This is a genomic window from Enterobacter sp. T2, from assembly GCF_010692925.1.
In the GTDB taxonomy this organism is placed as follows: Bacteria; Pseudomonadota; Gammaproteobacteria; order Enterobacterales; family Enterobacteriaceae; genus Enterobacter; species Enterobacter kobei.
The window spans coordinates 3,710,914-3,735,698 of the sequence record NZ_CP048736.1; the positions used below are offsets into that span (position 1 = coordinate 3,710,914).

At 56.3% G+C, this 24,785-nt stretch carries 24 protein-coding genes and 5 tRNA genes; 10 read left to right on the forward strand and 19 right to left on the reverse strand.

What is annotated here, in order from left to right:
* Window positions 1-140: 140 nt before the first annotated feature.
* From G0034_RS17790 to leuA, 5 genes are all read left to right on the forward strand, one after another.
* Window positions 141-1,325, forward strand: coding sequence for an MFS transporter (locus G0034_RS17790; protein ID WP_014884966.1), 1,185 nt, complete (start codon window positions 141-143; stop codon window positions 1,323-1,325).
* 314 nt (window positions 1,326-1,639) lie between these two features.
* Window positions 1,640-2,170 carry a transcriptional repressor MprA gene (mprA, locus tag G0034_RS17795; protein WP_014884967.1) on the forward strand — a complete coding sequence of 177 codons (531 nt, stop codon included), beginning with the start codon at window positions 1,640-1,642 and terminating at the stop codon, window positions 2,168-2,170.
* A 126-nt stretch (window positions 2,171-2,296) separates the two neighbouring features.
* A complete protein-coding gene (emrA, locus tag G0034_RS17800) occupies window positions 2,297-3,469 on the forward strand; it encodes a multidrug efflux MFS transporter periplasmic adaptor subunit EmrA (protein ID WP_014884968.1) in 1,173 nt (390 codons plus the stop codon).
* Window positions 3,470-3,485: 16 nt separating this feature from the next.
* Window positions 3,486-5,033, forward strand: coding sequence for a multidrug efflux MFS transporter permease subunit EmrB (gene emrB / locus G0034_RS17805; RefSeq protein WP_014884969.1), 1,548 nt, complete (start codon window positions 3,486-3,488; stop codon window positions 5,031-5,033).
* A gap of 166 nt (window positions 5,034-5,199) precedes the next feature.
* Window positions 5,200-6,855, forward strand: a complete 1,656-nt coding sequence (leuA, locus tag G0034_RS17810) for a 2-isopropylmalate synthase (protein WP_179121149.1) — start codon at window positions 5,200-5,202, stop codon at window positions 6,853-6,855.
* Here the strand turns inward: leuA and G0034_RS17815 are convergent.
* The 19 genes from G0034_RS17815 to mltB form a co-directional block, all read right to left on the reverse strand.
* Window positions 6,842-7,606: an AraC family transcriptional regulator gene (locus G0034_RS17815; protein ID WP_014884971.1), complete on the reverse strand. Its 765-nt coding sequence runs from the start codon at window positions 7,604-7,606 to the stop codon at window positions 6,842-6,844. The two genes, leuA and G0034_RS17815, sit on opposite strands and share 14 nt — an antisense overlap.
* A gap of 53 nt (window positions 7,607-7,659) precedes the next feature.
* Window positions 7,660-8,175, reverse strand: coding sequence for an S-ribosylhomocysteine lyase (gene luxS / locus G0034_RS17820; RefSeq protein WP_014884972.1), 516 nt, complete (start codon window positions 8,173-8,175; stop codon window positions 7,660-7,662).
* Between the two features lie 152 nt (window positions 8,176-8,327).
* Window positions 8,328-9,872, reverse strand: a complete 1,545-nt coding sequence (gshA, locus tag G0034_RS17825) for a glutamate--cysteine ligase (RefSeq protein WP_063666951.1) — start codon at window positions 9,870-9,872, stop codon at window positions 8,328-8,330.
* An 83-nt stretch (window positions 9,873-9,955) separates the two neighbouring features.
* Window positions 9,956-10,384 (reverse strand): YqaA family protein, encoded by a 429-nt coding sequence (locus G0034_RS17830; RefSeq protein WP_014884974.1) that lies wholly within the window; start codon window positions 10,382-10,384, stop codon window positions 9,956-9,958.
* Complete coding sequence (gene yqaB / locus G0034_RS17835) at window positions 10,381-10,947, reverse strand: fructose-1-phosphate/6-phosphogluconate phosphatase (RefSeq protein ID WP_014884975.1); 567 nt, start codon at window positions 10,945-10,947, stop codon at window positions 10,381-10,383. Before yqaB ends, G0034_RS17830 begins: the two co-directional genes overlap by 4 nt.
* A gap of 258 nt (window positions 10,948-11,205) precedes the next feature.
* Window positions 11,206-11,282: transfer RNA gene (locus tag G0034_RS17840), tRNA-Arg, on the reverse strand.
* 29 nt (window positions 11,283-11,311) lie between these two features.
* Window positions 11,312-11,388 (reverse strand) — tRNA-Arg (locus tag G0034_RS17845).
* A 29-nt stretch (window positions 11,389-11,417) separates the two neighbouring features.
* Window positions 11,418-11,494 (reverse strand) — tRNA-Arg (locus G0034_RS17850).
* A gap of 64 nt (window positions 11,495-11,558) precedes the next feature.
* Window positions 11,559-11,635: transfer RNA gene (locus G0034_RS17855), tRNA-Arg, on the reverse strand.
* 4 nt (window positions 11,636-11,639) lie between these two features.
* Window positions 11,640-11,732, reverse strand: a tRNA-Ser gene (locus G0034_RS17860).
* Window positions 11,733-12,074: 342 nt separating this feature from the next.
* Entirely contained in the window at window positions 12,075-12,260 is a 186-nt protein-coding gene (gene csrA / locus G0034_RS17865; protein ID WP_000906486.1) for a carbon storage regulator CsrA, read from the reverse strand.
* Window positions 12,261-12,501: 241 nt separating this feature from the next.
* Window positions 12,502-15,129 carry an alanine--tRNA ligase gene (alaS, locus tag G0034_RS17870; RefSeq protein WP_179121150.1) on the reverse strand — a complete coding sequence of 876 codons (2,628 nt, stop codon included), beginning with the start codon at window positions 15,127-15,129 and terminating at the stop codon, window positions 12,502-12,504.
* Between the two features lie 131 nt (window positions 15,130-15,260).
* Window positions 15,261-15,761: a recombination regulator RecX gene (gene recX, locus G0034_RS17875; RefSeq protein ID WP_014884977.1), complete on the reverse strand. Its 501-nt coding sequence runs from the start codon at window positions 15,759-15,761 to the stop codon at window positions 15,261-15,263.
* 68 nt (window positions 15,762-15,829) lie between these two features.
* Window positions 15,830-16,888 (reverse strand): recombinase RecA, encoded by a 1,059-nt coding sequence (recA, locus tag G0034_RS17880; protein WP_050862082.1) that lies wholly within the window; start codon window positions 16,886-16,888, stop codon window positions 15,830-15,832.
* 89 nt (window positions 16,889-16,977) lie between these two features.
* On the reverse strand, window positions 16,978-17,475 hold the full coding sequence (gene pncC, locus G0034_RS17885) for a nicotinamide-nucleotide amidase (protein ID WP_023331148.1): 498 nt from the start codon (window positions 17,473-17,475) through the stop codon (window positions 16,978-16,980).
* A 130-nt stretch (window positions 17,476-17,605) separates the two neighbouring features.
* Window positions 17,606-18,484: a metal ABC transporter substrate-binding protein gene (locus G0034_RS17890; RefSeq protein ID WP_032635721.1), complete on the reverse strand. Its 879-nt coding sequence runs from the start codon at window positions 18,482-18,484 to the stop codon at window positions 17,606-17,608.
* 14 nt (window positions 18,485-18,498) lie between these two features.
* Window positions 18,499-19,359, reverse strand: a complete 861-nt coding sequence (locus G0034_RS17895; protein ID WP_179121151.1) for a metal ABC transporter permease — start codon at window positions 19,357-19,359, stop codon at window positions 18,499-18,501.
* A complete protein-coding gene (locus tag G0034_RS17900; protein ID WP_023331152.1) occupies window positions 19,356-20,009 on the reverse strand; it encodes a metal ABC transporter ATP-binding protein in 654 nt (217 codons plus the stop codon). Before G0034_RS17900 ends, G0034_RS17895 begins: the two co-directional genes overlap by 4 nt.
* A 265-nt stretch (window positions 20,010-20,274) precedes the next feature.
* Window positions 20,275-21,375, reverse strand: coding sequence for a lytic murein transglycosylase B (mltB, locus tag G0034_RS17905; RefSeq protein ID WP_023331153.1), 1,101 nt, complete (start codon window positions 21,373-21,375; stop codon window positions 20,275-20,277).
* A gap of 252 nt (window positions 21,376-21,627) precedes the next feature.
* Between mltB and srlA the strand changes: the two genes are divergently transcribed.
* The 5 genes from srlA to gutM all read left to right on the forward strand — a co-directional run bounded on the left by srlA (window position 21,628) and on the right by gutM (window position 24,782).
* Complete coding sequence (gene srlA / locus G0034_RS17910) at window positions 21,628-22,191, forward strand: PTS glucitol/sorbitol transporter subunit IIC (protein ID WP_023331154.1); 564 nt, start codon at window positions 21,628-21,630, stop codon at window positions 22,189-22,191.
* Window positions 22,188-23,147 carry a PTS glucitol/sorbitol transporter subunit IIB gene (gene srlE / locus G0034_RS17915; protein ID WP_014884986.1) on the forward strand — a complete coding sequence of 320 codons (960 nt, stop codon included), beginning with the start codon at window positions 22,188-22,190 and terminating at the stop codon, window positions 23,145-23,147. The genes srlA and srlE overlap by 4 nt, the downstream gene beginning before the upstream one ends.
* Window positions 23,148-23,159: 12 nt before the next feature.
* A complete protein-coding gene (gene srlB / locus G0034_RS17920) occupies window positions 23,160-23,522 on the forward strand; it encodes a PTS glucitol/sorbitol transporter subunit IIA (RefSeq protein WP_014884987.1) in 363 nt (120 codons plus the stop codon).
* A gap of 14 nt (window positions 23,523-23,536) precedes the next feature.
* The gene (gene srlD, locus G0034_RS17925) at window positions 23,537-24,316 is read left to right on the forward strand and encodes a sorbitol-6-phosphate dehydrogenase (RefSeq protein ID WP_014884988.1); all 780 of its coding nucleotides are present in this window, start codon (window positions 23,537-23,539) and stop codon (window positions 24,314-24,316) included.
* 106 nt (window positions 24,317-24,422) lie between these two features.
* A complete protein-coding gene (gene gutM / locus G0034_RS17930; RefSeq protein WP_179121152.1) occupies window positions 24,423-24,782 on the forward strand; it encodes a transcriptional regulator GutM in 360 nt (119 codons plus the stop codon).
* Window positions 24,783-24,785 lie beyond the last annotated feature (3 nt).

Below are 24,785 nucleotides of genomic sequence, written 5' to 3' on the forward strand. Positions count from 1 at the left end.
GGGCCGGGGTGAGGGGGCACCAGACCGCACGATCCCCCTAAACCGCACAATCCATCACCCAACAATCCCCCCACCTTAACAATCATTCGCTATTATGGTTTCCGGAAAAATAATCACTTAACGAACGATTCCTGAAACTCATGACAAAAACAACTCCAGGGCTTAGCCCCGCACTTATCCTTTTAATGTCCGTGGCAACGGGTCTGGCCGTCGCCAGCAACTATTACGCGCAACCCCTTCTCGACACCATCGCCCGCGCGTTCAACCTTTCTGCCAGTTCCGCTGGCTTCATCGTGACGGCGGCACAGCTCGGCTACGCCGCCGGGTTGCTGTTCCTGGTGCCGCTTGGCGATATGTTTGAACGCCGGATGCTGATTGTTTCGATGACGCTGCTGGCGGCAGGTGGCATGCTGATCACCGCCAGCAGCCAGTCGCTGACGATGATGATCGTCGGTACCGCGCTGACCGGGCTGTTCTCCGTCGTCGCGCAAATCCTGGTACCCCTCGCCGCGACGCTGGCCTCACCGGACAAACGTGGCAAGGTAGTGGGCACCATCATGAGCGGCCTGCTGCTGGGGATTTTGCTGGCGCGTACCGTGGCAGGACTACTGGCAAGCCTCGGCGGCTGGCGCACCGTTTATTGGGTGGCGAGCGTGTTAATGGTGGTGATGGCGCTGGCGCTGTGGCGCGGCCTGCCGAAGGTGAAGCAAGAGAACCATCTTAACTATCCGCAGCTTCTGGCCTCCGTGTTCAGCCTGTTCACTCAGGATAAACTCCTGCGCACCCGCGCCCTGCTGGGATGTTTGACCTTCGCCAACTTCAGTATTCTCTGGACCTCAATGGCGTTTCTGCTCGCGGCACCGCCGTTTAACTATTCTGAAGGCGTCATTGGTCTGTTCGGCCTGGCCGGTGCTGCGGGCGCGCTGGGCGCGCGTCCGGCGGGTGGGCTGGCCGACAAAGGCAAATCACATTTGACCACCACCGCCGGGCTGGTTTTGCTCCTGCTCTCCTGGGCGGCGATCTGGTATGGACACGTCTCGGTGCTGGCGCTGATCGTCGGTATTCTGGTACTCGACCTCACCGTACAGGGTGTCCACATTACTAATCAGACCGTGATTTATCGCGTGAAACCCGAAGCGCGTAATCGCCTCACCGCCGGATACATGACCAGCTACTTCATTGGTGGTGCTGCCGGTTCATTAATTTCAGCGTCGGCGTGGCAGCATGCCGGCTGGTCGGGCGTGTGTGGGATTGGGGCCATCGTTGCCGCGCTCAACCTTCTTGTATGGTGGCGCGGCTACCATCGCCAGGAGGCGATTCACTAAGTTTTACATTGCTTTGGGCCTCTTAGGGTATAAAGGGGCCCTGCAGTCTGTTAATGTAAACGTAATCATTTATCCCAGAAATTTTAATGTGGGTGACATATCTACAATTGGCATGAATAGTTCAGACCCCCGTCCTCACATCCTCTCTTCTACGGGTTCACACCCTACTCTTTCTGTGCTCACCGGGTCACGGACTTACCCGGCGCTTTCTGACGGTGACATTCATTTGGCGGATATAACCGCACAAATAATTCATTTACATTATTTGTCACTGTCGTTACTATATCGGCTGTAATTAATGAGGTTATGCCCAAATGGATAGTTCGTTTACGCCCATTGAACAAATGCTTAAATTCCGCGCCAGTCGCCATGAGGACTTCCCGTATCAGGAAATCCTGCTGACTCGCCTGTGCATGCACATGCAGGGTAAGCTTCTGGAAAACCGTAATAAGATGCTGAAAGCTCAAGGGATTAACGAGACGTTGTTTATGGCGTTGATTACGCTGGAGTCTCAGGAAAACCACAGTATTCAGCCTTCTGAGCTGAGCTGCGCGCTGGGCTCTTCCCGTACCAACGCAACCCGTATTGCCGATGAGCTGGAAAAGCGCGGCTGGATTGAACGCCGTGAAAGCGACAATGATCGTCGTTGCCTGCATCTGCAACTGACCGACAAAGGTCACGAATTCCTGCGTGAGGTACTGCCACCTCAGCACAATTGCCTGCACAAACTCTGGTCTGCCCTCAGCACCGCCGAGCGCGACCAGCTTGAGCACATCACGCGCAAGCTGCTCACCCGTCTGGATCAGATGGATGAAGATGGCGCCATTCTTGAGGCGCTGCGCTAACGCGACGACACGCTCAACAATCCAGATTCATAAGAAAACCGACAGGCCAGCACGTCACACTGCTGGCCTTTCTGACAACAGGTCGGCTCAGCCGATGTGAAAATAAGAAGATCGTGGAGAACAACAATGAGCGCAAATGCGGAGAGCACTAACCCGCAGCAACCGGCCAACAAGAAAGGCAAACGTAAAAGTGCCCTTCTTCTGTTGACCTTGCTCTTTATTATTATTGCCGTGGCATATGGGATCTATTGGTTTTTAGTATTGCGTCATGCTGAAGAGACAGACGACGCCTACGTGGCAGGGAACCAGGTACAGATTATGGCGCAGGTGTCGGGCAGCGTGACGAAAGTCTGGGCTGACAATACCGACTTTGTGCAAAAAGGCGATGTGTTGGTTACCCTCGATCCGACTGACGCGCAGCAGGCATTTGAGAAAGCCCAGACCGCGCTGGCCTCCAGCGTTCGTCAGACCCGCCAGCTGATGATCAACAGCAAACAGCTGCAGGCCAATATCGACGTGCAGAAAACTGCACTCGCACAGGCGCAGAGCGATCTCAACCGCCGCGTACCGCTCGGTACCGCCAACCTGATTGGCCGTGAAGAGCTGCAACACGCCCGCGATGCCGTTGCCAGCGCTCAGGCGCAGCTGGATGTGGCGATTCAACAGTACAATGCCAACCAGGCAATGGTGCTGGGCACCAGCCTTGAAAACCAGCCCGCCGTGCAGCAGGCGGCGACTGAAGTGCGTAACGCATGGCTAGCCCTGCAGCGTACCAAAATCGTCAGCCCGATGACCGGCTATGTCTCCCGCCGTTCCGTTCAGCCGGGGGCGCAGATCAGCCCGACCACGCCGCTGATGGCGGTCGTTCCGGCAGACAATCTGTGGGTAGACGCTAACTTTAAAGAGACGCAACTTGCCCATATGCGTATCGGCCAGACCGCGACGGTTGTCAGCGACATCTACGGCGATGACGTGAAGTACACCGGGAAAGTGGTTGGCCTGGACATGGGTACCGGCAGCGCCTTCTCCCTGCTGCCTGCACAGAACGCCACCGGTAACTGGATCAAAGTGGTTCAACGTCTGCCTGTGCGTATTGAACTTGATGCAAAACAGCTGGCGGATCACCCGCTGCGTATCGGCCTCTCAACGCTAGTGACGGTTGACACCGCGAACCGCGACGGTCAGATCCTGGCAAGCCAGGTGCGTAGCAGCCCGGCTTATGAAAGTAACGCCCGTGAAATTAGCCTCGATCCGGTCAACAAGCTGATCGATGACATCGTGAAGGCAAACGCCGGTTAATCCGAAGGTGAGCGTTATGCAACAGCAAAAGCCGCAAAAACCGCTGGAAGGCGCGCAGCTGGTCATTATGACCATTGCGCTGTCGCTGGCGACATTCATGCAGGTGCTGGACTCCACCATCGCAAACGTGGCGATCCCGACCATCGCCGGTAACCTTGGCTCGTCGCTGAGCCAGGGGACCTGGGTCATTACCTCATTCGGGGTGGCAAACGCCATCTCCATTCCGATCACCGGCTGGCTGGCAAAGCGCGTCGGTGAGGTGAAGCTGTTCCTGTGGTCTACGGTGGCGTTTGTGCTGGCCTCCTGGGCATGCGGCATGTCAAACAGCCTGACGATGTTGATTTTCTTCCGCGTCATTCAGGGGATTGTCGCCGGGCCGCTGATCCCGCTTTCCCAGAGTTTGCTACTGAGCAACTATCCCCCTGCGAAACGCTCCGTCGCGCTGGCGCTCTGGTCAATGACCGTGATCGTCGCGCCTATCTGCGGACCCATTCTCGGCGGATACATCAGCGATAACTATCACTGGGGCTGGATCTTCTTCATCAACGTACCGATTGGCGCCGTCGTGGTATTAATGACGCTGCAATCGCTGCGGGGACGAGAGACGCGCACCGAACAGCGGCGTATTGACAGCATCGGGCTGGCGCTGCTGATCCTGGGTATCGGTAGCCTGCAGATCATGCTCGACCGGGGTAAAGAGCTCGACTGGTTCAACTCGCAGGAGATCGTCATCCTGACCATTGTCGCGGTGGTGTCGCTCAGCTTCCTGATTGTCTGGGAGCTGACGGACGACAACCCGATAGTCGATCTCTCGCTGTTTAAGTCGCGAAACTTCACCATCGGCTGTCTGTGTATCAGCCTCGCCTATATGCTCTACTTCGGCGCGATTGTTCTGCTGCCACAGCTATTGCAGGAGGTGTATGGCTATACCGCAACCTGGGCGGGGCTGGCGTCTGCACCTGTTGGAGTGATCCCGGTTCTGCTGTCGCCGATCATTGGCCGCTTCGCCCATAAGCTCGACATGCGTCGTCTGGTGACGTTCAGCTTCATCATGTACGCGGTGTGCTTCTACTGGCGTGCGTATACCTTCGAGCCAGGAATGGACTTTGGCGCCTCGGCGTGGCCGCAGTTTATTCAGGGCTTCGCGGTCGCGTGCTTCTTTATGCCGCTAACCACCATCACGCTCTCCGGCTTACCCCCCGAGCGTCTGGCGGCGGCGTCGAGCCTGTCGAACTTCACCCGAACGCTGGCGGGCTCCATCGGGACGTCGATCACCACCACCCTGTGGACGAACCGTGAATCGATGCACCATGCCCAGCTGACCGAAGCGGTGAATCCGTACAACCCGAATGCCCAGCAGATGTACAGCCAGCTGCAGGGCATGGGGATGACGGAGCAGCAGGCATCCGGCTGGATTGCCCAGCAGATCACCAGCCAGGGACTGATTATCTCGGCCAACGAGATTTTCTGGATTTCGGCAGGGATCTTCATCGTCCTGCTGGGGCTGGTGTGGTTTGCCAGACCACCGTTTGGTGCCGGTGGCGGGGGCGGTGGCGCGCACTAGTACTCTGCGGCGGTTGCCGGGTGGCGGCTACGCCTTACCCGGCCTACGATAACCGGGCCGCCATCCGCAGGCCCGGTTGTCCAAAACGCGATAGCAATTGTCATTTCCGATAAAGCAGCGCGCCTGAAATCTCGTCACGATAGTGAAAAGACAACAGGAGCGCACCATGCTGAACACACCCGCAGACAAATACACGCCTTACCCTACTCTCTCTCTGCCCGATCGCCGCTGGCCGGAGCAGCGCATCACCCGCGCGCCGCGCTGGCTCTCAACCGACTTACGCGACGGCAACCAGGCGCTGGCCGAGCCGATGGACAGCGCCCGCAAGCTCCAGTTTTGGAGACTTCTGCTGAGCTGCGGCTTTAAGGAGATTGAGGTCGCCTTTCCTTCCGCCTCACAGACGGACTTCAACTTTGTTCGCCAGCTGATTGAAGAGAACCGCATCCCGGATGACGTCACCATTCAGGTGCTCACGCAGGCGCGGGAAGATCTGATCGTCCGCACCTTTGAGTCCCTGCGTGGCGCAAAGCAGGCCACGGTACATCTTTATAACGCTACCGCCCCGCTGTTCCGTCGTCTGGTGTTTGGCATGGAGAAGGCGCAAATCGTCGAGCTGGCTACGCGCTCCACCCGCCTTATTCGTCAGCTGTGTGAAGAGAACCCGGATACCCACTGGCAGTATGAATATTCACCGGAAACCTTCTGTTTTACCGAGCCGGAGTTTGCGCTGGAAATTTGTGAGGCCGTGGCAGAGATCTGGCAGCCGTGCGATGCGCGTCCGATGATCATCAACTTACCGGCCACCGTTGAAGTCAGTACGCCAAACGTCTATGCCGATCAGATTGAATATTTCTGCCGTCACTTCAGCCGCCGCGCCGACGTCTGCATCAGCGTGCATCCGCATAACGACCGCGGCACCGGCGTCGCCAGCGCGGAGCTGGCCGTCATGGCCGGGGCTGACCGCGTCGAGGGCTGTCTGTTTGGTAACGGCGAGCGGACGGGCAACGTCTGCCTGGTGACGCTGGCGATGAACCTCTACAGCCAGGGCGTTAGCCCCGGCCTGGACTTTAGCGATATGAACCGGGTGGTGGAAGTGGTGGAAACCTGCAACCAGCTGCCGGTACACCCGCGCCATCCGTGGGCAGGACGGCTGGCCTACACCGCCTTCTCCGGTTCGCACCAGGACGCGATCAAAAAAGGCTTTGATGCCCGCAAGCCTGGCGAGCGCTGGGAGATGCCCTACCTGCCTGTTGACCCTCAGGATATCGGCTGCACCTATGAAGCGGTGATCCGCGTGAACAGCCAGTCAGGGAAAAGCGGTAGCGCGTGGCTTATCGAGCAAAATCATGGGCTGAAACTGCCCCGCGCCCTGCAGCAGGATTTCAGCCAGCACGTGCAGCAGGAAACCGACCGCCACGGAAAAGAGATGACGCAAAATGCACTGTGGCAGCTGTTCCGCACCCGCTACGGTCTGGTGGAAACACCGCAGTTTGCGCTGCAATCGTACCGCAGCGACAGTCAGCAGGATGGCCAGTTGCGTTTAACGGCAAGCGTCGCAACGCAGGGGGGGACGCGTCAGCTTGAGGGACACGGGAATGGCTTGCTGTCCGCTGCCGCTCATGGCCTGAGCCGCTGGATCAACGCGCCGTTTGTAATTAAGGATTATCACGAACACACGCTGGGTGAACGCAGCGACAGCCGCTCGGTGGCATACATTCGCTGTCTGTTCCAGGACGGTACCAGCCGCTGGGGCGTAGGCATTGATAGCGACGTTGCACGCGCATCGCTTCAGGCGCTCTTTAATGCGGTCAGTCGTTCTTAAAATAATCGCTGGGTGAGATACCCATCACCCGGCGGAACATGGCCGTAAAGGCGCTGTGGCTGCCGTAACCCAGATCCAGCGCCACACCTAATACCGGCTGGCCCTGCGCCAGCCGCACTAAGGCTTCCAGCAGCCGCGCCCTTCTCACCCACTCGCTGTAGCGTAATCCCGTCTGCTGCTGAAAATGACGATTCAGCGTGCGCTCGCTCATGCCAAGCGCGCTCGCGCTCTGTTGACTGTTCCAGCTCTCTCCTGGCGACTGACGGATCTGTCGGCACAGCTGTCGTAACGGTTCACTTTCCGGCTCCGGCAGATGAAACGGCAGCACCGGCATGATGCGAAGTTCATCCAGAATGAGTTCATACACGCGCTCGTCACGGCTTCCCGGTGAGTACGATTCAGGCAGTGAGAGGGCGGAGAGGATCAGCTCGCGCAACAGCGGCGAGATCTGCACGATCTGGCACGTGGCCGGGAGATCGGCTCGCGCCAGTGGATCAATAAACAGCGTTCGCGCCGCTACGCTACCGGTGATGCGCAGGGCGTGTTGTGTCCCCGCAGGAAGCCAGACGCCGCGACCGGGGGGCACCACCCAACAGCCAGATGCCGTTTCGACCCGCACGACGCCCGTCAGGCTGTGCAGCAGCTGCGCGCAATCGTGCTGGTGCCATGGCTCACTGTCGCCATGAACGTAATCATGGGCAAACGGAACAAGGGGACGATGGGTAAAGGAGAACGTTGAGGTTGTGGTCATGGGCTAAACAACCCTCACCCTACCCTCTCCCGGTGGGAGAGGGAAAAGGTGCACTAGATGTGCAGTTCCTGCAGTTTTTCTTTCGGCAGGGCCAGCTCTTCGTTGCTGTTCACGCGAACATCACGCTCGATGATGTGACGAGCGATGTCCTGCGCTTCTTCCAGAGAGTGCATCTGGTAAGTCCCGCACTGGTAAACGTTCAGCTCTGGGATCTGGTTCTGCTCTTTCACCTTCAGCACGTCTTCCATGGCTGCTTTCCACGCGTCTGCAACGCGTTTCTCTTCCGGCTGACCGATCAGGCTCATGTAGAAACCGGTACGGCAGCCCATCGGAGAGATATCGATAATCTCAACGCCGTTACCGTTCAGGTGGTCGCGCATAAATCCGGCGAACAGGTGCTCCAGCGTGTGAATGCCTTTCTCTGGCATCACTTCTTTGTTCGGCACGCAGAAGCGCAGATCGAAGACGGTGATTGTGTCGCCGTGCGGGGTGTGCATGGTCTTTGCCACGCGGACTGCAGGTGCTTCCATACGGGTATGGTCGACAGTAAAGCTATCTAATAACGGCATACGTCACCTCCGATAGTGATTTTTTTTAAAATAAACTGAACTCTTCTACACAATACGCGTCTGAGTATATGAAAGACGCGCATTTGTTATCATCATCCCTGAATTCAGAGATGTATATTTTGGCCACAGCGATGTGGCCTTTTTCTTTTGGTTCAAGCCTGTTTCGCCAGAAACGCTTCAAACGACTCTATATCCGCCGCTTCAACTTCTTTCTGACGCACCACGGACGCATCGCGTTCTGCTTCAAAATCCGCTTCGCGCAGGATCTCTAATGGCTCCTGCATCAGCATCTCACGGTACTCCGCGGAGAGTGCACGCCCGGTACCACCAATGCCCTGATCAATCATAGAACGCAGAATGCGTGCTGAGAATGTCAGTTCCGGGTTATCGAAGCACTCTACCAACTGGTCGCAGATCTGTTGGTAGGCGTCGCCGCCGTCAATGCTGTCCAGAGTCCGGGCAACACGCTTCAGGTCACGGAACAGATCTTTACCCACTTTGGTCAGCGGGAACTGTGCCGTTTCGCAGCCAATACCCAGCGTCAGACCAGGCTTACGCCCTTCCAGAATCACGCGATTCCAGTTTGTACGGGTGCAAAGCAGTTCGTCTGCACTCATTTCCGGCGCATCCGCCAGCGCACACCAGACCATAAACAGATCCAGGAAGCGAACCTGCTGCTCATCAACGCCAATCGGTGAGAACGGGTTGATATCCAGCGAACGTACTTCAATGTATTCAATGCCGCCGCGCTGTAGCGCATCCGACGGGGTTTCACCGCTGCGCGTCACGCGCTTAGGACGAATCGGCGCATACAGTTCATTTTCAATCTGCAACACGTTGCTGTTGATTTGCAGGCGTTTGCCGTCTTTTTCGAGGCCGATTTTCGCGTACTCTTCCGACGGGGTTTTGATCGCCCGCTTCAATCCTGCCACATATTCGTGCAATTCGTTAAACGTAATACCGAGATTGCTTTGCGATTTATTGGTATAGCCCAGATCGCTCATGCGAAGAGACGTCGCGTACGGGAGATAGTACATACCGCACTCGGTCTTTTCGAACGGCAGCGTGGTGGGTTTCCCCTGCAGGAACGAAGAGCAAATGGCAGGTGACGCGCCAAAGAGATACGGGATCACCCAGCCGAAACGGTAGTAGTTGCGGATCAGACGGAAATACCCGGCTGAGATCGCTTCTTTGTCCGTTTCTCCCCCTTTCGCCTGCCAGAACGCCATCGGCAGCGAGAAATTGTAGTGCACGCCAGAGATGGTCTGCATCAATGCGCCGTAGCGATTTTTCAGACCTTCGCGATAGAGCGTTTTCAGCCGACCGATATTTGACGTGCCGTACTGCGCCAGCTCAATCTCCTGGCCCTGTTCGATATAGCACGGCATGCTGAGCGGCCACATACGCTCGTCACCAAGATTGCGCGCCGTATAGCGATGAATATCGCGCAGGATTGTCAGCATGTGATCAATATCGCCGTCCACCGGCGTGATGAACTCCAGCAGCGCTTCAGCGAAATCGGTTGTGATCCATTTATGTGTCAGCGCCGAGCCTAACGCCTTCGGGTGACCCGTCGTCGCTAAGCTACCGTCCGCGTTAACGCGCAGCGTTTCACGCTCAAGACCACGCTGAATACCCTTCAGAGCCTGAGGGTGGTTTTCCAGCCAGGCCAGCGCCTGAGATACGTCCGGGATCAAATTGACCTCCCGCCTGTCAAAGTAATGTTACTCAGCATAATTGTAATGGTTGACGATTGAAGGTCGCGTATTCATTCCACCAATTAGTGCCACCACGTCATACCCTGTAGTGTTGCCCACGCCACGAGAACATAGCGCAACGCCTTGCCAAGGCACAAAAAAAAGAGCACCGGTCCCCAGGAGATGCGCATCCATCCCGCCAGCAGACACAGTAAATCGCCTATTACAGGCATCCAGCTTAATAACAGCGTGGCAGCGCCATAGCGTTTTAGCCAGCCAACTGCCTTTTCCTGCCAGCGCGACGTTTTGCGCAGCGGAAAGAAACGCCCAAGAATAACGTTAGTCAGCCCTCCAAGGCTATTACCCATTGTTGCTATTAATACAAGTAGCCAGGGCTGACTGACGCCGGACAACAACATCGCCACCAGCACCACTTCCGAATTTCCCGGTAACAGCGTGGCGCTTAAAAAACTGCTGGCGAATAATGAGGCAAGTGACAATGCGTCACTCACAGTAAGCGCACATCCACCGCATCCATTCCGGCATCACGTGCGGCCTGGATACCAAAATCGGCATCCTCAAACACGACGCATTTTGCCGCCGGTACGCCCATTAATTCTGCGCAGAGCAGGAAGGTGTCCGGTGCTGGCTTGTGACGCTTAACATGATCGGCAGCGACGACAGCTGAAAAATAGTGGCGCAGGCCAAGATGGTTGAGCAAGGCTTCTGCAATCGCGCTCTCGCTGCCCGTGCCGACAGACATAGGGCGACGTCCGTGCCACGCTTTAACCACGTCGATAAGGGGTAAAGGTTGTACGGTGTCTAACAGTATGGCTTTAACCGCATCGGTTTTTTCGCGCGCGAGCAGGTAGGGGTCGAGATCGGCCTGATTCAGTTCAATCACGGCCTGCGCAATACGCCAGGTTGGGGATCCGTTGAGGGCTATCATCGCCTGCAGGTCGAAACGCATACCGTAGCGGCCCAGGACCTCGGTCCAGGCTTGACGATGCGTGGGTTCGGTATCCAGCAGGGTGCCATCCATATCGAAGATCAAACCGTCATACTGTGCGTACATCGTGCTCTCGCTAAACGATTAACAAAGCATTACTTTATCGTAAATGGTGGTTTTTGTCGCTGATTGCGAAGTGATAACAATGAGAGTGATTAAGAACTAAACATCGAAGGGGACGATAAGAAGAGATGGTGCATCCGGGAGGATTACTCGGCTACGCCTCGCCCTACGGGCCGTTGCTGAAGCAACGTTATCCTCCCTGGTGCTTGCGTTTAACTCGCAGACCTTGAAACAACAGTATGGCTGTTATCTCGGAGAATATGGTGCATCCGGGAGGATTCGAACCTCCGACCGCTCGGTTCGTAGCCGAGTACTCTATCCAGCTGAGCTACGGATGCATCAGGGAAATGCTTTTAGAAACAGTAAATGGTGCATCCGGGAGGATTCGAACCTCCGACCGCTCGGTTCGTAGCCGAGTACTCTATCCAGCTGAGCTACGGATGCATCAGGGAACTGCTTTCAGAAATAGTAAATGGTGCATCCGGGAGGATTCGAACCTCCGACCGCTCGGTTCGTAGCCGAGTACTCTATCCAGCTGAGCTACGGATGCATCGGGATTTACTACTGTACTGCTCGATATTCATATCACTTCGAAAGCAATATGAAGTAATAGATGGTGCATCCGGGAGGATTCGAACCTCCGACCGCTCGGTTCGTAGCCGAGTACTCTATCCAGCTGAGCTACGGATGCAAAATGGCGGTGAGGCGGGGATTCGAACCCCGGATGCAGCTTTTGACCGCATACTCCCTTAGCAGGGGAGCGCCTTCAGCCTCTCGGCCACCTCACCACACAACGCCTCTTTCGAGTGCTTCGAGTAACTCGTTAAGAGCTTCTCGTCGCTGCGTGGCGCATATATTACTTTCTGGGACTTATAAGTCAAACAATTTTCCAAAAGCTTTTATCGTTTGCACAAATCACACGCAATTCGCATGTAAAACCCGCAAAGAGGGTGTTTTATAAGCGGATTTTGCATCGAACTTCTCAAAAAACGTTTGTAGAAAGGCTGGGGTTGGGGCGCGTTAAGAATAGTAGAGTGGTTAAAAAGAGAGCGGTTGAAATGAAACGGTAACGTTGAGCAGGAAAAATGACAGGAGGGTTGCGTCTCGCCCGACAGCGAGACGCGACAATATCAGTAACTGGACTGCTGGGATTTTTCAGCCTGGATACGCTGGTAGATCTCTTCACGGTGGACAGATACTTCTTTAGGAGCGTTAACACCAATACGTACCTGGTTACCCTTTACCCCTAAAACTGTCACGGTGACCTCATCCCCAATCATGAGGGTCTCACCAACTCGACGAGTCAGAATCAGCATTCTTTGCTCCTTGAAAGATTAAAAGAGTCGGGTCTCTTGTATCCCGGCATTATCCATCATATAACGCCAAAAAGTAAGCGATGACAAACACGTAAAGTGTAAGCAGTCACGGCATCACATTCTGTTAAACGTAAGTTTAGCCGATATACACAAACTCAACCTGACTTTATCGTTATCGATAGCACAGTGAACAAGACGCCATAACGTTGCCGCTATGGCGTCTGATTGTGCTTTGTAGTTATTACAGTTTCGCGCTCACCCAGCTTTCTACGCTGGCCAAAGCTTGCGGAAGTGCCGCCGCATCCGTACCACCGGCTTGCGCCATGTCCGGACGACCGCCTCCCTTGCCACCCACCTGCTGGGCGACCATACCAATCAGTTCCCCTGCTTTTACGCGGTCGGTCACATCCTTAGAGACGCCCGCAATCAGAGAAACCTTACCTTCTGCCACTGTCGCCAGCACGATAACGGTAGAACCAAGCTGGTTCTTGAGATCGTCGACCATAGTACGCAGCATCTTAGGCTCAACGCCCGCCAGATCGCTGACCAGCAGTTTGACGCCCTTAATGTCTATCGCTTTGCTGGAGAGGTTTGCACTCTCCTGCGCCGCAGCCTGTTCTTTCAGCTGCTGGAGCTCTTTTTCCAGCTGACGGGTTCGCTCCAGCGCAACACGCACTTTCTCGCCCAGATTCTGGCTATCGCCTTTCAGCAGATGCGCGATGTCGTGCAGCTGATCGCTCTGCGCATGCAGGCTGGCAATTGCGCCTTCACCGGTTACCGCTTCAATACGACGCACGCCAGCCGCCGTACCCGACTCGGAAACGATGCGGAACAGGCCGATGTCACCGGTGCGCGATGCGTGAGTACCACCGCACAGTTCGGTCGAGAAGTCGCCCATGCTCAGTACGCGAACACGTTCGTCATACTTCTCACCAAACAGCGCCATCGCACCTTTTTTCTTCGCGTCCTCGAGGTCCATGATATGGGTCTCGATCGGCAGGTTACGACGGATCTGAGCGTTCACCAGATCCTCCACCGCACGGATTTCCGACGGTTTCATCGCTTCAAAGTGCGAGAAGTCGAAACGCAGCACTTTGTCATTAACCAGAGAACCTTTCTGTGCAACATGGGTGCCCAGCACGTCGCGCAGGGCAGCGTGCATCAGGTGGGTTGCAGAGTGGTTCAGACGAATACGCGCACGGCGTGCTTCATCAACATTCGCCTGCACGCCCTCGCCCACTTTCAGCGAACCGGAAACCAGTTTGCCCTGGTGACCAATCGCCTGACCAAATTTCTGGGTGTCGCTTACGCTGAAGCTGAAACCATTGCCTTTCAGTTCGCCCTTATCGCCAACCTGGCCGCCGGACTCAGCGTAGAACGGCGTTTTGTCCAGAATGACAACCGCATCCTGACCTGCACTGATGCTGTCTACGGCTTTACCGTCAACAAACAGGGCGGTCACTTTACCGGTCAGCTCCAGTGCGTCGTAGCCTTTGAATTCAGACGCGCTATCAACGCGGATCATCGCGTTGTAGTCTGCGCCGAAACCGCTGGATTCACGCGCACGACGACGCTGTTCTTCCATCGCGGCTTCGAAGCCCGCTTCGTCAACTTTGATGTTACGCTCACGGCAAACGTCCGCCGTCAGGTCAACCGGGAAGCCGTAGGTGTCGTACAGGCGGAAAGCGGTTTCGCCATCCAGCGTGTCGCCCTTCAGTTTTGCCAGTTCTTCATCCAGCAGCGCCAGACCGCGCTCCAGCGTACGAGCAAACTGCTCTTCTTCGGTTTTCAGAACCTGCTCGACCTGCGCCTGCTGGCGTTTCAGCTCGTCACCGGCTGCACCCATCACGCCAATCAGTGGCCCAACGAGTTTGTAGAAGAAGGTGTCCTTCGCGCCCAGCATGTTGCCATGACGGATCGCACGACGAATGATACGACGCAGCACATAGCCACGGTTTTCATTCGACGGGATTACGCCGTCGGCAATCAGGAACGCACAGGAACGAATGTGGTCTGCAATCACGCGCAGCGATTTGTTGTTCAGATCGGTCGCACCGGTCACTTCCGCAACGGCTTTGATCAGGGTGCTGAACAGGTCAATTTCGTAGTTGGAGTTAACGTGTTGCAGCACGGCGGCAATACGCTCCAGGCCCATACCGGTATCAACGGACGGTTTCGGCAGCGGCTCCATGGTACCGTCTGCCTGACGGTTGAACTGCATGAAGACGATGTTCCAGATCTCAATATAGCGATCGCCGTCTTCTTCCGGGCTGCCAGGAGGTCCACCCCAGATGTGGTCGCCGTGATCGTAGAAGATCTCGGTGCACGGACCGCAAGGACCGGTATCACCCATCTGCCAGAAGTTGTCAGACGCGTATGGCGCGCCTTTGTTATCACCGATGCGAATAATGCGCTCGCGCGGGATACCGACCTCTTTTTCCCAGATTTCGTAGGCTTCGTCATCGGTTTCATAGACGGTAACCCACAGACGCTCTTTCGGCAGGTTGAACCAGTTTTCACCGGTCAGCAGTTCCCACGCATATTGAATGGCATCGTGTTTGAAATAGTCGCCGAAGCTGAAGTTACCCAGCATTTCGAAGAACGTGTGGTGACGCGCGGTGTAACCGACGTTTTCCAGGTCGTTGTGTTTACCGCCCGCACGCACGCAACGCTGTGAGGTTGTGGCGCGGGAATAATTACGCTTGTCGAGACCAAGGAACACATCCTTGAACTGGTTCATCCCGGCGTTGGTAAACAGTAAAGTCGGGTCGTTGTTCGGTACCAGGGAGCTGCTGGCAACAACCTGGTGTCCCTTACTATGGAAAAAATCGAGAAACGCCTGACGGATCTCAGCGGTGCTCTTGCTCATAATTATCCTGAAATCAAGCTAACGAAATGTCGCAGCCAGCCTGTATCGATAAACCGTTGGACAGACCAGCTACTGGAAAAAGTGGGAATAAGATAAGTTTTCTTTGGTGGGAAGTAAAATCCCGCATGCGTTCAATCCACAAAATTGCGCCAGATATCCTGAATATCTTCCATCAGAAAGCCGCGGTAGAGCAAAAAGCGCTGGATTTTGACTTTATCTGAAAAATCACGCGGCAGCGGTTCGCCGTACTTTCGAATCGCCTGCTCTTTCGCCAGTTCACACCAGTCTGTGTCGCATTCACGCATCGCTTTTTCAATCGATTCCCGGGCTACCCCTTTCTGATTCAGTTCCTGACGGATGCGTGCAGGACCGTAGCCTTTACGTCCGCGGCTGGCGAGAAAGCGAGCGGCAAAGCGTTCGTCATCGAGGTAATGATGTTCATAGCACCAGGCAACCACGCGGTCATAATCTTCGGCAGTGGCATCAATCTCTTCCGGCCCGTTTTTGCTCATGACAGGCGCTGACAGTTTTCGTCTTAGCTCCTGTTCGCTGTGGTCACGCACGGCAAGTATACGTACGGCACGGTCCAGCAAGCGCGAGTAGGCGGGTCGGCGTGTGGTCGGTTCACTCATATAAAACCTGCAGATTCAGAAATGCAAAAAGGGCCGCATCAGCAGCCCTTCATCTTTACACGAGAGACTTAAAAGTCTTCGTTGGTTTCTTCAGCATCCGCAGCATCCACCACGAAATCAGGTTTAGAGTCCTGGTTGCTCAGCAGAAGCTCACGCACCTTCTTCTCAATCTCTTTCGCCGCAGCCGGGTTCTCTTTCAGCCAGGAAATCGCATTCGCTTTACCCTGACCAATTTTGTCACCGTTATAGCTATACCAGGCGCCCGCTTTTTCAATCAGCTTCTCTTTCACGCCCAGGTCAACCAGCTCACCGTAGAAGTTAATCCCTTCGCCGTAGAGGATCTGGAATTCAGCCTGTTTGAACGGTGCGGCGATTTTGTTCTTCACAACCTTCACGCGCGTTTCGCTACCAACGACGTTTTCACCCTCTTTCACCGCGCCGATACGGCGGATATCCAGACGGACAGAGGCGTAGAATTTCAGTGCGTTACCACCGGTTGTGGTTTCCGGGTTACCGAACATCACACCAATTTTCATACGGATCTGGTTGATGAAGATCAGCAGCGTGTTGGACTGCTTCAGGTTACCTGCCAGCTTACGCATCGCCTGGCTCATCATACGTGCCGCGAGGCCCATGTGAGAGTCGCCGATTTCACCTTCGATTTCCGCTTTTGGCGTCAGTGCAGCAACGGAGTCGACCACGATAACGTCAACAGCACCAGAGCGCGCCAGCGCGTCACAAATTTCCAGCGCCTGCTCACCGGTGTCCGGCTGAGAACACAGCAGGTTGTCGATGTCCACGCCCAGTTTACGCGCATAAACAGGATCCAGCGCGTGCTCGGCATCGATAAACGCACAGGTTTTACCTTCGCGCTGTGCCGCAGCAATCACCTGCAGCGTCAGGGTGGTTTTACCGGAGGACTCTGGCCCGTAGATCTCTACGATACGGCCCATTGGCAGACCGCCCGCGCCCAGCGCGATGTCCAGAGAAAGCGAACCGGTGGAGATCGTTTCAACATCCATGGTACGGTCTTCACCCAGGCGCATGATGGAGCCTTTACCGAATTGCTTTTCGATCTGGCCCAGTGCTGCCGCCAACGCTTTCTGTTTGTTTTCGTCGATAGCCATTATTACTCCTGTCATGCCGGGAGAAGCGACTGTGCTTCACCGTGGATTTCTGTTCTGTTGGTGCAATTATACTGTATAGTCATACAGTATCAAGTGTTTTGTAGAAATTGTTGCCAGAGCGTTTTTAACGCATATTCCGTTGCCTGACGACGCACGCTTTCACGGTCGCCGCTAAAGCACTCCCGTCGAGTGATCCCTTCACCTTTTGAGGTCGCAAAACCAAACCAGACGGTGCCTACGGGCTTCACGTCACTGCCGCCGTCCGGGCCCGCGATGCCGCTGATTGAAATCGCGTAATCTGCCCGCGCTTCTTTTAGCGCGCCAATGGCCATCTCGATCACCACCGGCTCGCTGACCGCGCCGTGCTGTTCCAGCGTGGATTCACGCACGCCAATCATCTGTGCTTTAGCTTCGTTACTGTAGGTCACAAACCCGCGTTCAAACCAGGCGGAACTGCCGGCAATATCGGTAATCGCTTTCGCCACCCAGCCGCCGGTGCAGGATTCCGCGGTGGTAAGGGTCGCCCCGCGTTGCTTAAGCGCCAGTCCGACTATCTCGCTAAGCTGCATCAATTCATGGTCAGTCATTCTCGCTCCAGGCTTCAGAAAAACGTGCAGCACAAGATAGCACTTTCTCGTCAAATATGGGGATGCGCTTCGGGTTTTACGAGGGTGCTTCAGAAAAAAGCCGATGCGGGCGCACCGGCTATGGGGGAGGTTATTTCATACTGTCAGCGAGGGTGTTCACGTTGTGGCGAAATGCCTTAACGTAGGTATCAGCAACCCCACCTTTTGCCGACAGGGCTTCCGGGTAAAGTTCGCCTCCCGGCTGCGCGCCTGTCGCCGTCGCAATTTGCTTCACCAGACGCGGATCGAGCTGGTTTTCCATAAACCAGGTTTTCACGCCATCGGCTTTGATCTGATTGATAATCTCAGCGACCTGCGCTGCGCTGGCCTCGCTCTCTGAAGAGAGCCCTTGCGGTGCCATGAAGGTGACGCCATACGCGCGGCTAAAATAGCCGAATGCGTCATGGCTGGTCAGCACGTTACGTTTTTCCTGTGGGATCTGGCTAAAGCGGGTTTTGGCCCAGCCGTCCAGTTGCGTCAGTTGCGCGATATACGGCTGGCCTGAAGCCTCCAGTGCCGCTTTATCCTCTGGATCTGCTTTCACCAGCCCGTTCAGAATATTTTGTGCATACAGCGCACCGTTCGCCGCACTATTCCAGGCATGCGGGTCGGTCACGGTCTTTCCATCTTCCTCGAGCGTGTGCGTTTTTACCCCGGTTGAGGCCACAACCAGCTGCCCTTTGAAACCGGAGGCTTTCACCAGACGGTCGAGCCACCCTTCCAGCCCCAGGCCGTTGACCACCACCACGTCAGCCTTGCTCAGCGCCGCGCTGTCTTTAGGTGACGGTTCGAAGGTATGCGGATCGCCGTCCGGCCCGACCAGCGTCGTCACGTTCACATGGTCGCCGCCCACTTCCTGCGTAATATCTCCCAGTATCGAAAAGCTGGTCACCACATTCAGCGTTTTCGCCATCACGCCGTTCGACAGCATACCCAGCGCAAGCGCCATCACTAATCCTGTAAGTTTCATCGTTTCCCCTTGCCTTAAAAAAGCGCGCGCAGACTGCCAGCCAGCCTGCTTCGCGTGCCAAATAAAACAGAAATAAAGAACAACGCGCTGGCGGTCAGCACAATGGACGGTCCGGCGGGCAGACTGATTGCCCAGGACAAACTTAAGCCCAGCCACGCGCAGAAAATTCCGCTGATGCCGGCCATCAAAAGCAAACCTGGCAATGTGCGCACCCAGCAGCGTGCCGCCACCGCCGGGAGCATCATCAGCCCGACGGCCATCAGCGTGCCGAGCACCTGAAAACCGGCCACCAGGTTAAGCACCAGCAGCGCCAGAAACAGTCCGTGGAGCAGGCCGGGCAACCCGCGGCCATTGACCTGCAACCAGGCGGTATCAAAGGCTTCGGTCACCAGCCCACGATAGAAAATCGCCAGCGTTATCAGGGTGAACATGCAAACGCCCGTGACAAACAGCGCCGCATCGTTGTCCACCGCAAGAATGGAACCAAACAGCAGATGCAGCAGATCGACATTCGACCCGCGCAGCGACACCAGCGTGACGCCCAGTGCCAGTGAGCCAAGGTAAAATCCGGCAAAGCTGGCATCCTCTTTAAGCGGCGTGCGTCGGCTGACCAGGCCGGCCACCAGCGCCACGGTAATGCCGGCAATAAAACCACCGATACTCATCGCCAGCAGCGACATGCCGCTGAGCAAATACCCTACGGCGACACCGGGTAAAATGGCGTGAGAAAGGGCATCACCCATCAGGCTCATCCGGCGCAGCTGGAGGAATACGCCGAGTGCGGTGGTACTGACAGAAAGGGCCAGGCAGACCACCAGCGCACGACGCATAAAGCCGTACTCAATAAACGGCAGGAAAAAGAGATGCCAAATCATGCCACCCTCACCCGCTCGGTTTTCCAGTGAGGAATGTCAGCATCCAGCATTAATGTCTGCGGGAAGTGGCGTGCCACACGCTCGCTGTCATGCAATACCGCAAGCAGAGTCTGGCCCTGCATATACATCTCCAGCATCAGATCCATCAGCACGTTGCAGGTCGCTTCGTCGACGCCGGTGAAAGGCTCATCGAGCATCACAAGCGGTGCCTGCTGCACTAAAACGCGGGCAAATAACATGCGCTGAAACTGGCCACCGGAGAGTTCATCAATAGTGGAAAGCGCCATCGACGCCAGCCCTACCCGCTCCAGCGCGCTGGCAATGCGTAACCGCGTTTCCCGACGAAACCCGGATAAGAGCGATATGCCCGGCCAGCAGCCCATACTCACCACGTCCTGAACGGTGAGCGGAAATTGCGCCTCGAGTGCGTGGCGCTGTGCCAGCCAGCCAATCACCGGGCGCTTACCCTGCCAGCGAAAGCTGCCGCCCACGGGAGGAATAAACCCGGCGAGCGTCTTCAGCAGCGTGGATTTTCCGCAGCCATTGGCGCCGACGATAGCCGTCATACTGCCGCGCTCAATCGTGCCTGAGAGGGGCCGCGTTACAGGCTGGCGGTCATAGCCCGCGACCAGTTCGTTCATCAGGATCATGGCAGCGCCACCGCCCAGCGCACGGCCAGCCCGATAAGAACAATAAGCACCAGCGCCAGTAAAAGCCGAACCGGAGCAGACAGAGAGAAAAGGGACGTTGACATCTCGACACCACGTTAAATGTTATAACATAACAATAATGAAAGGTGATTGAGATGTAAATGGCGGGTTTGAAAAGGGAGTGTGGCGAAATGTTTCTGTAAAACGTCCCTCTCCCGTGGGAGAGGGTCAGGGTGAGGGCATCAGGCCTACCCGTCAGAGCGACTTACTGACTAAACGGTGACGCCGCCGGCACGCGGGCCTGCGAGACCGCCAGCCCCAGCTGCCACACGGCCATGGCATAATGAGTGCTGTGGTTATAGCGGGTGATGGTGTAGAAGTTTGGCATGCCGTACCAGTACTGATAACCGGTTCCCACGTCCAGACGCAGCAGGCTTACCTGGTCAACATTGCCCAGCGGCTGCGTTGGCGTTAAGCCTGCCGCCGTCAGCTGCGCGACGCTGTATTTGGTTTTAAAGCCGTTTTCCAGACCAAATGCCTCGCCGTTCGCCTGCACGGCTACCTGTCCACCTGGCGTCCAGCCGTGCGCTTTGAAGTAGTTTGCCACGCTGCCGATGGCATCCACCGGATCCCACAGGTTGATATGACCATCGCCATTGAAGTCGACGGCATATTGTTTATAGGAGGATGGCATAAACTGGCCGTAGCCCATCGCACCGGCAAACGAACCTTTCAGATCGAGCGGGTCGTCCTGCTCGTTGCGCGCCATCAGCAGGAAGGTTTCCAGCTCGGAAGAGAAATACTCCGCGCGGCGCGGGTAGTTAAAGGAGAGCGTCGCCAGCGCATCGAGGATGCGGGTTTTGCCCATTACGCGGCCCCAGCGGGTTTCCACGCCGATAATCCCGACGATGATCTCCGGCGGCACGCCGTATACCTGCCACGCGCGATTAAGGGCATCTTCATACTGATTCCAGAACACCACGCCGTTTTGCACGTTGTCCGGGGTAATAAACTGTTTGCGATAGCGCAACCATGCGCCGTTTGGCCCGGTAGGGACCTGTGCCGTCGGTGCCTGTCTGTCCATCAGGCGCAGCACGTAGTCCAGACGCTTTGCCTGGGACAAAATTTCGTGCAGCTGCTGGCGGTCAAAGCCGTGTTTGCTCACCATTTTATCAATGAACTGCTCGGCCGCCGGGTTATTCGCGAAGTCGCCACCCATCTGCATCATATTGTGCTGCGGCTCCAGCAGGAACCCTCCAGAAGGGGCGCCAGCCGTTTGCTGAACAGCTTCGGTCTTAGGTTTGCTACTGCAGGCAGACAGCAGAATAAGCGCTGGCAACAGCGCTGCATAACGACGCTTGAACATGAGACATCCATTTAACGGGTTCGATAAGAACCCAGTATGGTAAAGCATCCGTAACACCTCAAGGAAGCGGTACGCACCTCCCCAACGCAAATCCGTGCTTTTTTCCACCGGAAATCATTCATCACATCAATTAACTTTCAAAATAATCCATTTTTCTTTCATTGTGAGATCTAACTAACACTTTAAAACCTTTCAAAGTGATTATTATTAGCCCCAGTAATACAAAACAAAAAAGCCCCACAGGAGAGAACAATGATAGAAACCATCACCCACGGCGCCGAGTGGTTCATCGGGCTGTTTCAGAAAGGCGGAGAAGTGTTCACCGGCATGGTGACCGGGATCCTGCCCCTGCTGATCAGCCTGCTGGTGATCATGAACGCGCTGATTAACTTTATCGGCCAGCATCGCATTGAACGCTTCGCTCAGCGCTGCGCCGGGAACCCGCTGTCCCGCTACCTGATTTTGCCGTTCATCGGCACCTTCGTGTTCTGCAACCCGATGACCTTAAGCCTCGGCCGCTTTATGCCAGAAAAGTACAAGCCGAGTTATTACGCCGCCGCCTCTTACAGCTGCCATTCGATGAACGGCCTGTTCCCGCACATCAACCCCGGAGAGCTGTTTGTTTACCTCGGTATCGCCAGCGGCCTTACCACCCTTGGTCTGCCGCTCGGCCCGCTGGCGGTCAGTTACCTGCTGGTTGGCCTGGTGACCAACTTCTTCCGCGGCTGGGTCACAGACCTCACCACCGCCATTTTCGAGAAAAAAATGGGTATCCAGCTTGAACAAAAAGTCCATCTTTCAGGAGCCACAGCATGAACCGGATCCGCATTGAGAAAGGCACGGGTGGCTGGGGCGGCCCGCTGGAGTTCGACGCCACCGAAGGCAAAAAGATCGTTTACATCACCGCAGGCACGCGCCCGGCGATCGTCGATAAGCTGCGTGAGCTGACCGGCTGGGAAGCCGTCGATGGCTTTAAAGAGGGTGAGCCGCCGGAAGCGGAAATCGGCGTGGCGGTGATCGACTGCGGCGGCACGCTGCGCTGCGGCATCTATCCGAAGCGGCGTATTCCGACGGTGAATATCCACTCCACCGGCAAATCCGGCCCGCTGGCACAGTACATCCTTGAAGACATCTATGTGTCGGGCGTGAAAGAGGACAACATCACTCTGGTGAATGGCAGTCCCGCGCCGCAAAAAGTGGCCCCGCGAGATTACGATACCAGCAAGAAAATCACCGAGCAGAGCGACGGCCTGCTGGCGAAGGTCGGGATGGGGATGGGCTCCGCCGTGGCGGTGCTGTTCCAGTCCGGGCGCGACACCATCGACACGGTACTGAAAACCATTCTGCCGTTTATGGCGTTCGTCTCGGCGCTGATCGGCATCATCATGGCGTCCGGCCTGGGCGACTGGATTGCCCACGGCCTCGCCCCGCTCGCCAGCCACCCGCTAGGGCTGGTGACGCTGGCACTGATCTGCTCCTTCCCGCTGCTGTCGCCGTTCCTCGGCCCGGGCGCGGTGATCGCTCAGGTCATCGGCGTACTGATTGGCGTGCAGATTGGCCTCGGCAATATTCCGCCACACCTCGCCCTGCCCGCCCTGTTTGCCATTAACGCCCAGGCCGCGTGCGACTTCATCCCCGTCGGACTGTCACTGGCCGAAGCGCGCCAGGACACCGTGCGCGTAGGCGTGCCGTCCGTACTGGTCAGCCGCTTCCTGACGGGCGCGCCGACGGTGCTGATTGCCTGGTTTGTCTCCGGCTTTATCTATCAATAAGAGGTTCCTGCGATGACCGTGATTTATCAGACCACCATTACCCGCATCGGCCAGAGCGCAGCGGATGCGCTCAGCGACCAGATGCTGATTACTTTCCGCGAAGGTGCCCCGGCGGATATCGAAGAGTTTTGCTTTATTCACTGCCACGGCGAGCTTAACGGCGAGCTGAAAGCAGGAAGCCAGCTGGAGCTGGGCGAGACGCGCTATGCGGTAACCGCCGTCGGCGATGTCGCCGAGCAAAACCTGCGCGAACTGGGCCATATCACCCTGCGTTTTGACGGACAGCCGCAGGCGGAGTATCCCGGTACGGTTCACGTAGCGGGCCCGGTTCCGCAGGCTGTCACCCCAGGCTGCACGTTAAAATTTGTTGCGTAATTAAGGAGAAACACATGAGTCAGGTTGCCGTTGTCATTGGTGGAGGACAAACCTTAGGTGAGTTCCTTTGCCGTGGGCTTGCCGCAGAAGGCTACCGCGTGGCGGTCGTGGATATTCAGAGTGAAAAAGCCGCCCGCGTGGCGGACACCATTAACACCGAATTTGGTGAAGGGATGGCGTACGGGTTTGGTGCCGACGCCACCAGCGAGCAAAGCGTAATGGCGCTCGCCCGCGGCGTGGACGAGATTTTTGGACGTACCGACCTGCTGGTCTACAGCGCGGGAATTGCGAAAGCGGCGTTTATCAGCGATTTCGAACTGGGGGATTTTGACCGCTCGCTGCAGGTCAATCTGGTGGGTTATTTCCTCTGCGCCCGCGAGTTTTCCCGCCTGATGATCCGCGACGGTATTCAGGGGCGCATTATTCAGATCAACTCGAAATCCGGGAAAGTGGGCAGCAAGCACAACTCCGGCTACAGCGCGGCGAAGTTTGGCGGCGTGGGGCTGACGCAGTCTCTGGCGCTGGATCTGGCTGAATACGGCATTACCGTTCACTCGCTGATGCTGGGCAACCTGCTGAAATCGCCAATGTTCCAGTCCCTGCTGCCGCAGTACGCCACCAAGCTCGGCATCAAGGCTGAGGACGTGGAGCAGTACTACATCGACAAAGTGCCGCTGAAGCGCGGGTGCGATTATCAGGACGTGCTGAACATGCTGCTGTTTTACGCCAGCCCGAAAGCGTCGTACTGCACCGGGCAGTCGATTAACGTCACCGGCGGGCAGGTGATGTTCTGATCGAGCGGTTTTGCCCGGTGGCGCTAACGCTTACCGGGCCTACAAAATCCTTCAAACCGTAGGCCGGGTAAGGCGCAGCCGCCACCCGGCAATTAAAGGAGTCAATATGGTCACCGCACTCATCACCGTCGCCGCCCTCGCCTGGATCTGCCAGATGGCGTTTGGCGGCTGGCAGATCCATCAGTTCAACCACGCGTTTGATGCCCTGTGTCAGAAAGGTCGCGTGGGCGTCGGACGTTCCGGCGGACGCTTTAAACCGCGCGTGGTGGTCGCCGTTGTATTGGATGAACACGATCGCGTATGCGATTCCCTGATCATGCGTGGCATGACGGTGTTTGCTCGTCCGACTAAAATCCAGGCAATCAACGGCATTTCACTGCAGGAATTACGGCCTGATGTGATCTTTCCCCATGATTCAGGCTGTCAGAATGCACTATCATTAGCGCTTAATCTGAAACATGGATAATTT

Bases quoted from the DNA above. Each gene is read 5' to 3' on its own strand.
- luxS (WP_014884972.1), bottom strand. From the start codon at position 8,175: ATGCCGTTATTAGATAGCTTTACTGTCGACCATACCCGTATGGAAGCA.
- G0034_RS17790 (WP_014884966.1), top strand. From the start codon at position 141: ATGACAAAAACAACTCCAGGGCTTAGCCCCGCACTTATCCTTTTAATG.
- G0034_RS17895 (WP_179121151.1), bottom strand. From the start codon at position 19,359: ATGATTTGGCATCTCTTTTTCCTGCCGTTTATTGAGTACGGCTTTATG.
- csrA (WP_000906486.1), bottom strand. From the start codon at position 12,260: ATGCTGATTCTGACTCGTCGAGTTGGTGAGACCCTCATGATTGGGGAT.
- srlD (WP_014884988.1), top strand. From the start codon at position 23,537: ATGAGTCAGGTTGCCGTTGTCATTGGTGGAGGACAAACCTTAGGTGAG.
- recX (WP_014884977.1), bottom strand. From the start codon at position 15,761: ATGAGTGAACCGACCACACGCCGACCCGCCTACTCGCGCTTGCTGGAC.
- G0034_RS17890 (WP_032635721.1), bottom strand. From the start codon at position 18,484: ATGAAACTTACAGGATTAGTGATGGCGCTTGCGCTGGGTATGCTGTCG.
- alaS (WP_179121150.1), bottom strand. From the start codon at position 15,129: ATGAGCAAGAGCACCGCTGAGATCCGTCAGGCGTTTCTCGATTTTTTC.
- srlA (WP_023331154.1), top strand. From the start codon at position 21,628: ATGATAGAAACCATCACCCACGGCGCCGAGTGGTTCATCGGGCTGTTT.
- srlE (WP_014884986.1), top strand. From the start codon at position 22,188: ATGAACCGGATCCGCATTGAGAAAGGCACGGGTGGCTGGGGCGGCCCG.
- mprA (WP_014884967.1), top strand. From the start codon at position 1,640: ATGGATAGTTCGTTTACGCCCATTGAACAAATGCTTAAATTCCGCGCC.
- yqaB (WP_014884975.1), bottom strand. From the start codon at position 10,947: ATGTACGCACAGTATGACGGTTTGATCTTCGATATGGATGGCACCCTG.
- pncC (WP_023331148.1), bottom strand. From the start codon at position 17,475: ATGACTGACCATGAATTGATGCAGCTTAGCGAGATAGTCGGACTGGCG.
- emrA (WP_014884968.1), top strand. From the start codon at position 2,297: ATGAGCGCAAATGCGGAGAGCACTAACCCGCAGCAACCGGCCAACAAG.
- gutM (WP_179121152.1), top strand. From the start codon at position 24,423: ATGGTCACCGCACTCATCACCGTCGCCGCCCTCGCCTGGATCTGCCAG.
- G0034_RS17815 (WP_014884971.1), bottom strand. From the start codon at position 7,606: ATGACCACAACCTCAACGTTCTCCTTTACCCATCGTCCCCTTGTTCCG.
- G0034_RS17900 (WP_023331152.1), bottom strand. From the start codon at position 20,009: ATGATCCTGATGAACGAACTGGTCGCGGGCTATGACCGCCAGCCTGTA.
- recA (WP_050862082.1), bottom strand. From the start codon at position 16,888: ATGGCTATCGACGAAAACAAACAGAAAGCGTTGGCGGCAGCACTGGGC.
- emrB (WP_014884969.1), top strand. From the start codon at position 3,486: ATGCAACAGCAAAAGCCGCAAAAACCGCTGGAAGGCGCGCAGCTGGTC.
- mltB (WP_023331153.1), bottom strand. From the start codon at position 21,375: ATGTTCAAGCGTCGTTATGCAGCGCTGTTGCCAGCGCTTATTCTGCTG.
- leuA (WP_179121149.1), top strand. From the start codon at position 5,200: ATGCTGAACACACCCGCAGACAAATACACGCCTTACCCTACTCTCTCT.
- srlB (WP_014884987.1), top strand. From the start codon at position 23,160: ATGACCGTGATTTATCAGACCACCATTACCCGCATCGGCCAGAGCGCA.